Source organism: Mycobacterium lacus (assembly GCF_010731535.1).
Taxonomy (GTDB): domain Bacteria; phylum Actinomycetota; class Actinomycetes; order Mycobacteriales; family Mycobacteriaceae; genus Mycobacterium; species Mycobacterium lacus.
Window position 1 is genome coordinate 723,144 of sequence record NZ_AP022581.1, and the last position, 13,322, is coordinate 736,465.

Below are 13,322 nucleotides of genomic sequence, written 5' to 3' on the forward strand. Positions count from 1 at the left end.
CAGCGCTAACGCTGGTCAACTGGGAGTGGACACAGCGGGCGCCAAGGTGGTCCCGCTCGGCCAGTCTTGAGATCTATCCTGCGCCAGGGCGACGGCTTCGTCGAAGGTCAGTGCCGCGCCGTCGGCCCAAGCGGCTTCGAATCCCTCCACACCGAGTTCCTCGCGCGTCCGGGTGTAGCACTGGTCATGACAGGCAAACTGATCGGGAATGTACAACAGTGGGCTACCGGCAGCTCGGCTCAGCGCGTCGGCAGCTGCCATCATGACCGCGGCGTGCTGCCAGTCGTGACGGGAGCCGGCAATCCACGCCAAGGCCTCCAGGCACTGTGCCCCGGGGAGAGGATCACCGATCAACTGTGATAGGCGAAGGCCCTCGATGAGGGCAGGGCCTGCGAGCTGGGGCTGCCCGCGCAGCCAGTGCCCCATGCCCACCCCCACCATCGTCCGTGCCTGGCACATCGACTCCCCGTGCGATTTCGTGAGATCCCTCGCCGCCTCAAAGCAGCTCATCGCTTGGTCAAGATCGCCCGAGATCTCGAAAGCCCAGCCCAGGTAGTACGTCGCTGCGAACCGCAGCTCGAAGTCGCGCCCCACCGCCAAAGCCCGCCGGAAACACTCAATTGCCCGCGCAATCTCACCCGTCTTGACGGCGATGTAACCCTCGGCGGTGTCAAATCTGGCGCCTAGTTCGGCGTCGGGCATCGCCGCGAGGTGATCGCGGGCCTCGGCGACTGCAGCGCAAACCGCCGCGAGATCACCTTGTAAATAGGTGATCTGCGCGATGTCGCTCAGTGCGTGGATGCGCGTGGGGCTCGGTTGAGCTGATGTCGCGTCCAGGACTAACTGGAGCCAGCGGCGTGCTTCGCCGAGCATCCCGTGGAACATCCACATCGGGCGCATAGCCACCGCCATCTCCGCCGCCATGGTCGGGTTATCGCCCAGGGCGAATTGCAGCGCTTCACGGATGTTGGCCATCTCTTGCATCAGTCGCTGCGACCAGTGCAGCTGACCGTGGCTGAACCATTGCGTGCGGGCGTGTGTGACGAGTTGGTGATACCACTGGGCGTGGCGGGCACGCAGCCGGTCTTGTTCGCTGTGGGTGAGGCGGGTTTTGGCGTACTCGCGCAAGGTTTCCAGCAGTCGAACGCGCACGTGGTCGCCCTGCTCGGTGCGGACGAGGATGGATTTGTCGACCAGGGAGCACACCAGGTCAAGGAGGAGGTCCTCGGCGGGTAGGTCGTCGGCGCAGACGTGGCGGGCGGCGGGCAAGTCGAAGGTTCCGGCGAACACCCCAAACGCCGCCCATAGCCGCTGTTCGGTGTGAGTGCAGAGTTGGTAGCTCCAGTCGATACAGCCAGCGAGGGTTTTGTGGCGGGTGGGGGCGGCGCGGTGGCCATGGCTGAGCAGGGTGTAGCGGTCGGTGAGTCCGTCGGCGATTTCTTCGGCCGACATGGCGCGCATCCGGGCGGCGGCCAGCTCGATGGCCAGCGGCAGGCCCTCCAGGCGGGTGCAGATGCGGGCCACGGCGGCGGCGTTGTCGTTGTCCAACGTGAAGTCGGGGACCGCGGCGCGGGCGCGTTGCACGAACAGCCCCACTCCGGGGTAGGCGGCCAGGCCGCGCGGGGCGTGGCCGGTGTCGGGGTCGGGCACGGCCAGCGGGGACACTGTCAGCACGGTTTCGGCAGCGATGTCGATGACCTCGCGGCTGGTCGCCAGCAGATGCAACCGTGGACACCGGCGCAGCACCATGTCGGCGAACTTCGCCGCGTCGTCGATGAGGTGTTCGCAGTTATCCAGCACCAGCAGCGCGTGGCGCTCATCCAGGACGTCCATCAGCACGTCGCTGAGCGGTCGGCCGGGCTGGTCACGCACCCCCAGCGCGCCGGCCACCGTTTCGGTCAGCAGCGCGCCGTCGCGCAGCTCGGCCAGCTCGACCAGCCACACCCCGTCGGGAAATTCGGTGCCCAGCTCGGCCGCGGCGTGTATAGCCAGGGTGGTTTTGCCGACCCCGCCGACACCGGCCAGGGTGACCATTCGCGAGTCCGCCAAAAGCTTCCGCAGTTGGTTCACCTCGGCGCCGCGGCCCACCACCTCGCCGGGCAGCACCGGCAGATTACCCACTGTTGGGCGGGCCGCGCTGGTCGATGCGCCGCCGGGTCGAGCCGACCCGCCAGCACCGGGGTGGCGGTGTGCTTGGGCGTGGCGCAGCCGCTCACCCAGCTCAGTCGCCGACGGCCGATCGGCGGGCTCGCGGGCCATCGCGGCTTCGATGATCGCGGCCAGCTCGGCGGGGATGTCGTGCTCACGCAGATCGGGCACCGGCTCACTGGTGATCCGCACGAACTGGGCCACCACCTGCTCGCCGCGACGGCGCTCAAAGGCGGCATGGCCGGTTAGCGCGGCGAACAACGTGGCGCCCAACCCGTATACGTCGGCACCCGGGCCGGGGCTCACCCCGGCGATCACCTCCGGGGCGGTAAACGCCGGCGTGCCGGTATATACCCCCGTGGCGGTCTGAAACCCTCCGCTGATATGGGCGATCCCGAAATCGGTCAACGCCGGCTCACCGTATTCGGTAAGCAAGATGTTGGCCGGCTTCACATCGCGATGCACCACTCCCACCCGATGCGCGGCAGCCAACGCGCCAGCGATCTTGGCCCCCACCCCCAACACCTCATCGACCCCCAAGGCCCCCGTTTCGGCGATCCGCTCGCGCCAGGACCCCTGCCCACACAGCGGCATCACCAAAAACGGGCACCCGCTCGCGGTCTGACCCACCTGCAACACCGCCACAATATGGGGGTGCCCGGTCAACCGGGCCATCGCCTGCTGCTCACGGGCAAACCGGGCCCGATCCTCATCAGAGAGCGCGGTCAACACCTTGATCGCCACCAGCCGACCCAACCCCACCTGCGCACAGCGATACACCACCCCAAACCCGCCCCGACCGATCTCCACCGGGTCGACGAACCCCACCCCAGCCAACTCCGCCGCGACATCCAGCGCAGCACCCTGCAGGGTGGTATCCAGATCAGCCACCATCAGTCCCTTGCACTAAGGTCAACAGTCCCTTGGGCTGGCCCAAGGATAAACCCCAACCGCCGGCCAGGCAGCACAATCCGTTTTCGGCCTACCTGCGTCCCACAGCAAGGCCAGCTTTCCCTCATACCGAAGACGTTGTGCGCCGCGAGCCCGGCCGCGATTACCGATGCCCGCAGAACACAGCTTGGCAATGGTTAGCTGCTGAGCGGCAAGCGATTTCGCGTGCGCGCCACACCGCGCCACTACTGGCGACGGGCTCTTACGAGATGGTTTCGAATATCAATTGGTGTTCGGCGATGCGAATCCGGTCACCTTCGGTTAGGGAGGCGCTGGTGTGGATGCGTCGGCCGGAAACGTAGACGCCGTTGACTGATCGCAAATCCACAATGATGAAACTGGAACCGGTGTCGACGATCGCAGCGTGGTGACGGCTAACTTTGGCGCCAGAAAGGATGATGTCATTGTCCGGGCTGCGTCCAATACGGGTGGTGGTCGCGACCAGCGGATACTTGCGTTGGTTCGCGTCGCGTAGCGAGGGTCCGTGAGTAGCGCCCGGAAGCGCCGTCATCTGCTGCGAGAGGGTGCCAATGGTGTCGTCGGCGCTCATCTGGGCCGCCTTGCGGACATCGAGTGGTTGCTGGCGAAGGATTCGCTCGTGTAGCGCACGCACTCTCGGACCGGGGTCGACGCCGAGGTCATCGGCCAGCGTTTCCCGTAGCCTGTTATAGGCATCCAGCGCATCGGATTGGCGGTCAGCGAGATAGTACGCGGTGATCAGCTGGGCCCAAAGCGGTTCCCGGTAGGGGTTCTCAGCTGTGAGTACCTCGAGGTCGCTGATCACGGAATCGTGTCGCCCGCAGGCGATTTCAACTTCAGCGCGAGCGGTGTGTGTCACGATCTTTTCCTCGGCTAATCCGGTAGCAAAGGGCTCGACGAAGCTAAAGTCGCGCAAGTCATCGAGCACTGGACCGCGCCACTGCGCAAGCGCGTCCGAGAAGTGGCCGCTAGCCTCCTCGAACCGCCCATCCGCGGCGGCTCGTACACCGGCGTTCTTTTCGGCCACGAATCGGCCGAGGTCGTATTGGCCGTCAAGAACCGCCAGCCGATACCCCGGCGGTGCGTTGGCCAAGACGACGCGGGTTTCTACGCCGGCACCGGCGATGAGATGGCGCAAGTTGGACACATATGCGTAAAGCGTGGCTCGCGCCCCCGCAGGAGCTCCCCGCTCCCACGTTGCATCGATCAATGCATCGATCGCGACCGGTCGGTTGCGATTAATCAGCAACATGGCCAGCACCGCGCGTTGCTTAGGGGTCCCCACCGGTACTAGCGCGCCGTTGATCGTCATCTCTAACGGTCCGAGGACGCCGAACCGAACATTGCCTTGCGCCATCAATTCCGTAGCCCGAGATTGTACAGTAGTGTTCGCACTTACCTATTGCCTATTGTGGGTCCCCTATTTTGAGCGTGCGCCGGGTCTTTCGCGGAGGGATTATCGAACGGCGACAACGGGGACGTTAGCCTCGATTTTTCGCGCTGCTTGATGGGTGGGGTGTGAGCGGGGTTCTGGCCGGCTGGTGACGCCGATTCTGGCAGGTGGGTGCGACAGGTCGCCGGCTGTCGTGCCGGTGGGCGGGCTTCCTGGGGGCCGGGGTCTTTCGTCTGGTCGGGTCAGGGAGGTCGGGTGGTTAGGTGAAGGCGGCGCGGATGCGAATCCAGGCGGCGGTGATGGCCTTGGCCCAGCGCCAGGTGGCGTCGATGCGCAGGCGAACCTGGCGGGCGCCGCGGGTGATGCGGGCGGCCACGTGCAGCACCCGGTAGCGGAAGGCGGCGATCTCGCAGCGCGCCAGGTCCGGGTCCTCGGTGAAGCCGATCAGTTTGGTCCAGGCGATCAGATCGGTGGCTGCCAGGACGATTTCAAGCCAGGCGGCATTGGCGTCAAAAGCACTGAACGGTAGATTCCGCAGGCCGGTGGCTTTGGCTTGGCGGATGCGGTCTTCCACCCGGGCGTGTTGGCGGTGGCGCAACTCCAGGCCGGCCAGCTGGCCGGGGATGGCCCCGTCGGCGGTGTCGGTGAGAAACCCGGTGACCCGGTGGCCGTCAGAATCGGTGAACCGCAACTGGGCGCCGGGGTGCGGGCGCTCCTTGCGTAGGACCAACCGCGTGCCGGCCGGCCAAGCCGACAGATCCACCAGATCGGTGGCCTCGGCGACCCAGGCGCCGTCGCGGATGGCGCCGTCGGTGTCGATGGCCGGATACCAGGCATCGGCGTCGTTGAGGATCTCGACAGCGTTTTGCACGCGGGAGTCGATGACCGCGCCCAAGGAGAACCCCACGTGCGCGGTACGGCAGGCCGCGGCGAACCCGTAGGTGGCCCCGGCCGAATCCGAGCGGATCAACACCGCCGGCCCGTCGGGGTTGTCCGGGTCGGGACGGTAGGCCGCCGGTAGCGATTCCAGCGCCTGCTCAAGAACGGTGATGTGGTCGGCGGTGGTGTTCGAGCCGGCGTTGCCTGCGCGCAGCAACCCGGCCAAGGCCTCCCCGGCGGCGATGTCGGGACGGTCCAAAAACACCAGCAGCGGGTGGAATCCGAAGGTTTTCTTCCAGGTCGCTGCCGCGTTTTCCTTGTTGTCGGAATGATCAACGCAGATGGTGGCATCGACATCCAGGTGCAGCCACCCACCGTGCTCGGGGGCCGCCCCGGCCGCCCACGCCTGGGCGCGGGCATGCGCGCGGGCCGCCCGAATCCCCGGCAGATGCGCGGCGTCGATGCGCTCATCAACCAACCGCCACAGCGTGCTCGTCGAGGCCACCGGCCCGAACGCCTGCTGGCGGTCACCCCACAATGCGCCGACCGAATCGATGCAGTCCGCGCCGTCGGCCACCGCCGCGGCCAGATCAGCGAACACCACCCCGGGTGCATGCATCCACGGCCCCCGGTAGGTATCGGCCAACACGGCTGTGACCTGCGACGACAGCCCGGTCAGATCGGCGACCTCCCGCAGCATGCCCACCCCGGCATGCGACACGACACCGGCACCGTCGGCTGATACTTTCACCCGCGGACCCGCTGCGCTACCGTTCACTTAGAAAGTGCCTCCCCGCTGGATACTGACGACTTGAAGAAACCTCATTATCCATTGCAGGACAGGCACTTTCGCTAACTCAACACCGTGTCACGCACAGTTTCGCGAAAAATCCGGGTTAGCGAGTGCCGGGGCGGCCCGCCGATGCCGAGTGCAGGCGCGCCTCGCGAACATCGCCGTCCGGTGGCGAACTTCAGCGCCCGGCGACGATGGGCTCGAACTCGACGCCCACGGGTTCGACCACACGATGTCGCTGAGTCCAGGTTCTGTCCCTACAGATTGGCGTCTTGTAGAAGCTTATGAACACACTCTTGCTTCCTCCACAAGTGTCTGCCCAGGTCGAGCCGGGCTTGGTCCAAGCCATATCCTGGCAGTCCGGCTGACGCGATCGCGGTGTCACGGAATGCGGCGGCTGAGGGAGGCAGATACCTGTTGGTCATCCACCCGACGGCGATGACTCTGACGAGTTCCTGGTCGTCGACGGGGATCTCGACGATGTCGTGCGATGGTGCGGAAGCACGCGGCAGCACACCTACCCCCAACTGCGCCCCTATCAGGCCGCGCAGCGTCGTGACGTCGGCGCCCTCGAAGGCGATCGTGGGCGTGAAGCCATGCCGAGCGCAGGTGTCGTCAAAGATCCTGCGCAGGGTGTGATCACCATTCAGGGCCACGAAGGGTTGGCCGGCCAGTTCGTCAAAGCCGACCAGCTTCCGATTGGCCAGCGGATGCTCTCGGTCAACGACGGCGCACAGTGGTTCGGTGAACAGTTTGTGCCACCTGACCACAGACGAGTCATCGAATGTCGTTGGATAACTCAGGCATACGTCGATGACACCATTGGCCAGATCGGCGACCAGCTCGAGCTCGGAACGTTGGCGCAGTTCGAATCGCGCCGCCGGATGGCGGTCACGATGGCGGCGGATCAGCCGGGGCACGGTGAGCACACCGAGTGAACTAAGGAAGCCTAAGGCCACCGTCCCAGCGTCGACACCGGCGAGCTGGCGCACGCTGTCGACGGCCGTATCTAGACTGCGCTGAGTCTGTCGGGCCGCCCGCAAAAACGTCTGTCCATAACGGTTGAGTTCGTTGGACCGGCCACGCCGGGTGAACAGTGCAACCCCGATCTCGGACTCCAGCAGAGCGATGGCCCGGCTGACTGCGGATTGGGACACCACGAGGTGCTCCGCGGCATCGCGCAGGGTACCGAGCTCGGCAACCGCTTGGAAGTAACGCAATTGATAGAGCTCCACAGAAATCACCGCACTTTCGCACTGCATACGAGTTTGCTTGCGCCCTGATTGGCGGCCTGCCGGGTCAACCCGAGTTGGTGGGCGTCTCCGCCGAGACTTCTGAACGACACCGTCGCCGGCCCACGCGTTGGCGGCAAACGGCCGTCAACAGGGCCGGTGGGAGCGTGGGTTCGCATTGCATCACTATCGGGTCGCGACCTAAATGGATGCTTAATGGCTTGGCCTGTGTGCCTCGATCGCGGGGTTGTCCGTCGGCCGGACGCGCATGGCCGGTCGTGCACGTTCCAGAGTCACTAGTGTTGCTGGTCGGCGACGGCGGCACCGGCGGTGCCGGCGGCACCGGCCCTTTGGGTCAACCTGCTACGCACCCGTCATGGGCGGTGGCAGCGGCGCGTCGGGGAACAGCTCGGCGAAGCTGCCGAACAGGATGCGGTCCCTGATCGCTGGGTCGACGCCGTCGAACAGCTGATGCAACGTCGCCTGGGTGTGGCCGAAGGTGCCCTCGATGTGCGGGTAGTCGCTGCCCCAGAGCACGTTGTTGAAACCCATCGCCGTCATCGCCGCGATCGCCGTCGAGTCGTGCTGGAACGACGCATACACCTGCGCGTAGACGATCTCCCGCGGGCCGCGATTGAGCTTGGGCCGCACCACCATTGCGTGCTGGCGATAGCCCTCCTCCATGCGGTCGGCGATGAACGGCACCCAGGTGGCGCCGCCTTCGGCCACCAGCACTTTGAGGTTCGGGTGCCGATCCAAAGCGCCCGAGGCGACGAGCTTCACCACCGCGCGCTGGCCGCCGAACGACGTCTCCGCGTAATTGAGCACCGCGCCGCCGGGGCCGTGGTAGGTCACCCCGATCGAGTTGCCCGAGGCGAAATCGATTGGCTCGGTTCCGATGTGGAAGGCGATCACCATGCCGATGTCCTCGGCGGTGGCCCAGAACGGCTCCCAATCCTCCCGGTGGTAATCGCGCTGGGCGGGATGCGGTGTCACCGGCAGGAACACCGCCTTGAATCCCATTGCGCCACAACGCTTGAGCTCGTCGACCGCATCGTCGATGTCCAACGTGGACACCTGGGCCGTCGGGATCAGCCGGGGCGAGTAGTCCATGATGGCTTCCCTGGCCCAGTCGTTGGACGCCCGCATCGCCTCCCGCAACAGCTCCGGCGTGCGAAACGAGCCGGACCACATGCCCAGCGACGGGAACACCAATTCCGCCCAGATGCCCTCGGAATCGAGGTCGGCCAGCCGCTTGCCGACGTCGCGGGAACCGGCCGCGGCCACGGTGGCCCGCATGAATTCCTCTTGGGCGATGCTGGGCAGCCGGCGGCGGAACACCTGCCCGTCGACGTAGATGGTCTCCCAGCGGCCGTCGGGATCCTTCTCGGTCCGCGGCACCAGGTCGGCCAGCCGTGTGGGCAGCCGCGAGCGCCACAGGTCGGCAGGCTCGATGAAGTGGGAGTCGGCCGAATTCGCCCACAACGTGACCGGCGCGGTCATGCTGCCAAATATTAGAATTGTGTTCTAATACTGTCAACCCGGCGGTGAGTTCTCGTCGTCGCGCGGGTCTATTAACGAGACGAGACCCGACGACCAGGAGGCAGCCGTGCCATCGATCACCCCCTCGCTGTGGTTCGACCACAACCTGGAGGAGGCGGCGAGGTTCTACACCTCGGTGTTCCCCAATTCGCACATCGAAGGTTTCCACCGATACACCGAGGCGGGGCCGGGCGAACCGGGTGCGGTGGTAAGCGGCGCCTTCGTCCTGGACGGCACCAGGTTCATCGGGATCAACGGCGGCCCGGAGTTTTCCTTCAGCGAGGCGGTGTCCTTCGCCGTCAACTGCAAAGACCAGGACGAGGTCGACTACTACTGGGACCGGTTGACCGACGGCGGTGAGGAATCGCAGTGTGGCTGGTGTAAGGATCGCTTCGGCCTGAGCTGGCAGATCGTCCCGGACCGGCTTTATGAGCTGCTGTCCGACCCGGATCCTGCACGCGCCGCGGCGGCCACCCGGGCGATGCTTGGCATGCGCAAGATCGTCATAGCCGACCTCGAGACGGCCGCCGGGCTCACGCGGTGAGCCGGTCGATCCATTCGATCGTCGCGTCGATGATCGTCGGCACATCGTCGGGGTTCTCGCATCCGGCGATCATCAGCGACGATTCCGCCATGGTCGCCACCAGGACGCGGCTCAGCAGTTGCCCGCGAAGCGAGCTGTCCAGCTCCAGCACCGCCATCCAACTGCGGAAGGCGGCCGTCATGCGCGCGCGACGGGCGATCTCGAAACCGGGCGGCGTGTCCCCCGAAGACAGCACCCGGGCTTGACGCCGGTTCTCCCACATCGCCTCGAGGTAGGCCCGGACGTGGAGTTCGAATACCCGCCGCCGGTCCGCCCCATCGTCCGCGTCCCGCATTGCGGCGTCGATCCGGCGGTCGACGGCGTCGGCCATTTGCTCGAAGATCGCCAGATACAGCTCGCTTTTGCCGCCGAAGTGGTGGTAGATGCTGCCGATGCTGGCGCCGGAGGCCGCCACCATGTCGGCCATCGTCGCCGCGGTGAATCCCCTGGTCGCGAATACCTCGGTCGCCGCGTCGAGGATCCGGCGCTGGGTGGCGCCGGTCTTGGCCCAGCGCCGGGCCCGCGCGGAGGTCGTCATACGTAGACGCTAACGGGAATCACCCGACCCGCGCCGCCGATCGGTGGGCCGCGTGCCCGCCGCCACCGACGATGGCACGCCGGTGGGATCGAAAACTATTGATGCAGTGACGATTTGGGCGCATCCCGACTGCGGCCGGTGCGGCGTGGAGGCGCAGGCGTTAGGTTGGTCCGTGCGAGCGCCCGTGCCCATCGGGCAATCCAGCCGGACGTGGTCGAACAGGAGTGAAACATGGCGGACGACGCTGCTGGTCCGGAACAGGTGCTGAGCGGCTCGGCAACGAGCGGTGCAAAGCTCGGGGTTCGGCGAGGTAGCCCGCGATGACCGAACCGCGCTGGATCGACGTGAAGGGCTCTGATTGCGATCTGAAGGCCTTGACCTGGGGGCCGCCCGATGCCCCAATCGCGCTGTGCCTGCACGGCTTCCCCGACACCGCCTATGGGTGGCGCAAGATCGCTCCCCGGCTGGGCGAGTCGGGTTGGCGGGTCGTCGCGCCGTTCATGCGCGGGTACGCGCCGTCGTCGATTCCCGCCGACGGCAGTTATCACGTTGGTGCGCTGATGGACGATGCCTTGCGGGTACGTATGGCCGCGGGTGGCACCGAGCACGACGTGGTGGTCGGTCACGACTGGGGTGCGATCGCCGCCAGCGGGCTGGCCGCGATGCCCGACAGCCCATTCGTCAAGGCGGTGGTCATGTCGGTGCCGCCGGCTGCGGCGTTTCGCCCGCTGGGCCGGGTGTCCGACCGGGCCCGTCTGCTCCGCCTGCTGCCGCATCAGCTGCTCCGCAGCTGGTACATCCTCTACTTCCAGTTGCCATGGCTGCCTGAGCGCTCCGCTTCCTGGGTGCTGCCGCTGCTGTGGCGGCGATGGTCGCCGGGCTATCAGGCCGGGGAAGATCTGCGCCACGTCGACGCCGCGATCGGAACACCGGAGAGTTGGCGGGCCGCGCTGGGCCCGTATCGGGCCACGATCCGCAACACCAAGCCGCCCCCACCGTATGCCGAATTGAACCGACTGTGGACGCAAGAGCCCATTTTGCCGTGCCTGTACCTACATGGTCGCGACGATGGTTGCGCGACTTCGGCTTTCACGCACTGGATAGAAAAGGTGCTGCCCGCCGGCAGCGACCTGGCCATCGTCGAACACGCGGGGCATTTTCTGCAGCTTGAACAGCCCGACAAGGTCGCCGAGTTGATACAAGCGTTCATCGGATCGCCCGGCTGAAGATCGCTGCCGCCGGTTGGGTCAAACCGCCCAATTCCCGTGCGGGGTGGGTTTAGTCTCTCGTCGAGCCCGGTGACGAGCCGGGTGTCCCTTCTTAGCCGATGTTGACGCCGGGAGGAAGCCGATGTCGTACGTGGTCGCAGTACCGGAGATCGTTGGCGTGGCGGCCCGCGACTTGGCCGCCATTGGGTCATCGCTCAACGCCGCCCGGGCGCTGGCGGCGGTCCCGACGACGGGGGTGCTGGCGGCGGGCGCCGATGAGGTGTCGGCGGCCGTCGCCTCGCTGTTTAGCGGCCACGCCCAGGGCTATCAGTCGCTGGCCGCGCAGGCTGCGGTCTTTCACGACCGGTTCGTGCAGGCCTTGACCGCCGGTGCGGCGTCGTACGCGAGTGCCGAGGCGGCCAACGCTTCGCCGCTGCAGGCGCTGCAACAGGGCGCGTTGAACTTGATCAACGCGCCCACCGAGGCGCTAGTCGGGCGCCCGCTGATCGGCGATGGGGCCAACGGGGCGCCGGGGACCGGGCAGGCCGGTGGAGACGGCGGCATTTTGTGGGGCAACGGGGGCAACGGCGGGTCCGGCGCGATCGGCCAGGTCGGCGGTAACGGCGGCGCCGCGGGGCTGTTCGGTAACGGCGGGGCCGGCGGTGCCGGCGGCACCGGCGCGGCCGGCGGCACCGGCGGGGCCGGCGGGATGCTGTTTGGCTCCGGTGGGGCCGGTGGGGCCGGCGGGATCGCCGGGATCGCCGGGACCGGCGGGGCCGGCGGCAATGGCGGGAGCGCCGGGTGGTGGGGCAACGGCGGGGCCGGCGGTAACGCCGGGGTCGGCCAGGCCGGCGGCAACGGCGGCGCCGGTGGGCGGCTGGTCGGTGACGGCGGTGCCGGCGGTGCCGGCGGGGTGGGTGTGGCAGGCGGCGGCACCGGCGGGGCAGGCGGGGCTGGTGGCAACGCCGTGGGATTGTGGGGCAACGGCGGGGCCGGCGGGGCCGGTGGGGTCGGTGGCGTCGGCGCCGACGGTGTCAACCCCGGCCTCGCGCCCCCGGTGGCCGCCGCCGCCAACGGCACCGACAACAGTGCCAACGCCAACACGCCCGGCGGCAATGGCTCCCCCGGCGCCGTTGCCGGGCAGGCCGGCGGCAACGGCGGCGACGCCGGTCCCACGGCCGTCGTCGGCTCCGGAACAGGCGCCTCCGGTGGATCCGGCGGCCAGGGCGGCGCTGGAGCACCCGGCGGGGACGGCGGCACGGGCGGGGACACCGTCCTCTCTGGCAGTGCGACGGGCGGTACGGGCGGTACCGGCGGCGACGGCGGGATCGGCGCGGCGGGTGGCATCGGCGGCACCGGCGGCCTCGCCGCAGATTTGGGCGGCCTCGACGGTCTCGGGGGCGCGGGCGGGGCCGGCGGGGCCGGCGGTACCGGCGCGCCCGGCGGGGCTGGCGGTACGGGCGGCGCCGATATCAGCTCCCTGGCCGGCAAAGGCGGAACCGGCGGCCATGGCGGCGCCGGCGGTGCCGCCGCCAACAACGCCGGCACCGGCGGGACCGGCGGGGTCGGCGGCGCCGGGGGTCGTGGCGGGATTCTGATCGGCAACGGCGGTGACGGCGGTGTCGGGGGTGCCGGCGGAACCGGCGGGGCCGGCGCGGCCGGCGCCGTTGGGGGGGCCGGCGGCGTCGGCGGTACCAGCATGCACGGAACCGGCGGCGATGGCGGCGACGGCGGTGACGGCGGGGCCGGGGGTGCCGGCGGCACCGGCGGCGCGGGCGCGGCCGGGGGCGCGGGCGGCGCGGGCGGGATCCTGGGCCACGCCGGTAGCACCGGGCCAGGCGGCATGGGCGGGACCGGCGGCGCCGGCGGGGCCGGCGGTGACGGTGGGGCCGGAGGTGCCGCCGGCACGGGTCAGATTGGCAGCGGAACAGGAGGGGACGGCGGCGCCGGCGCGGATGGCGGGGCCGGCGGCGCGGGTGGGGCCGGCGCCGCCGGAAGCGCAGGCAGCGGCCAGAACGGCGCTACCGGCGCACACGGTGACAACGGCGCACACGGCTGACGTCGCCCCACACTGCC

General features: G+C 68.1%; 9 protein-coding genes. 3 read left to right on the forward strand and 6 right to left on the reverse strand.

Going from position 1 to position 13,322, the window contains the following annotated elements; all coding sequences use genetic code 11:
- Positions 1–15 precede the first annotated feature (15 nt).
- The 5 genes from G6N24_RS03460 to G6N24_RS03480 form a co-directional block, all read right to left on the reverse strand.
- Positions 16–3,042 carry a protein kinase domain-containing protein gene (locus G6N24_RS03460; protein WP_085156966.1) on the reverse strand — a complete coding sequence of 1,009 codons (3,027 nt, stop codon included), beginning with the start codon at positions 3,040–3,042 and terminating at the stop codon, positions 16–18.
- Between the two features lie 259 nt (positions 3,043–3,301).
- Positions 3,302–4,435 (reverse strand): BTAD domain-containing putative transcriptional regulator, encoded by a 1,134-nt coding sequence (locus G6N24_RS03465; RefSeq protein WP_085156969.1) that lies wholly within the window; start codon positions 4,433–4,435, stop codon positions 3,302–3,304.
- 295 nt (positions 4,436–4,730) lie between these two features.
- Complete coding sequence (locus G6N24_RS03470; RefSeq protein ID WP_085159334.1) at positions 4,731–6,128, reverse strand: IS1380 family transposase; 1,398 nt, start codon at positions 6,126–6,128, stop codon at positions 4,731–4,733.
- Positions 6,129–6,400: 272 nt separating this feature from the next.
- Entirely contained in the window at positions 6,401–7,378 is a 978-nt protein-coding gene (locus G6N24_RS03475; RefSeq protein ID WP_085159583.1) for a LysR family transcriptional regulator, read from the reverse strand.
- Between the two features lie 360 nt (positions 7,379–7,738).
- Complete coding sequence (locus G6N24_RS03480; RefSeq protein ID WP_085159578.1) at positions 7,739–8,878, reverse strand: amidohydrolase family protein; 1,140 nt, start codon at positions 8,876–8,878, stop codon at positions 7,739–7,741.
- Between the two features lie 106 nt (positions 8,879–8,984).
- Here G6N24_RS03480 and G6N24_RS03485 point away from each other — a divergent pair, with 106 nt between their 5' ends.
- On the forward strand, positions 8,985–9,461 hold the full coding sequence (locus G6N24_RS03485) for a VOC family protein (protein ID WP_085159576.1): 477 nt from the start codon (positions 8,985–8,987) through the stop codon (positions 9,459–9,461).
- Here G6N24_RS03485 and G6N24_RS03495 read toward each other — a convergent pair.
- Complete coding sequence (locus tag G6N24_RS03495; protein WP_139822346.1) at positions 9,451–10,038, reverse strand: TetR/AcrR family transcriptional regulator; 588 nt, start codon at positions 10,036–10,038, stop codon at positions 9,451–9,453. The genes G6N24_RS03485 and G6N24_RS03495 overlap by 11 nt on opposite strands.
- A gap of 320 nt (positions 10,039–10,358) precedes the next feature.
- On the opposite strand from G6N24_RS03495, the gene G6N24_RS03500 reads away from it, so the two are divergent.
- Positions 10,359–11,264, forward strand: a complete 906-nt coding sequence (locus G6N24_RS03500) for an alpha/beta fold hydrolase (protein ID WP_085159572.1) — start codon at positions 10,359–10,361, stop codon at positions 11,262–11,264.
- A 124-nt stretch (positions 11,265–11,388) separates the two neighbouring features.
- Positions 11,389–13,305 (forward strand): PE family protein, encoded by a 1,917-nt coding sequence (locus G6N24_RS03505; RefSeq protein ID WP_163745403.1) that lies wholly within the window; start codon positions 11,389–11,391, stop codon positions 13,303–13,305.
- The last annotated feature ends 17 nt before the right edge of the window (positions 13,306–13,322 follow it).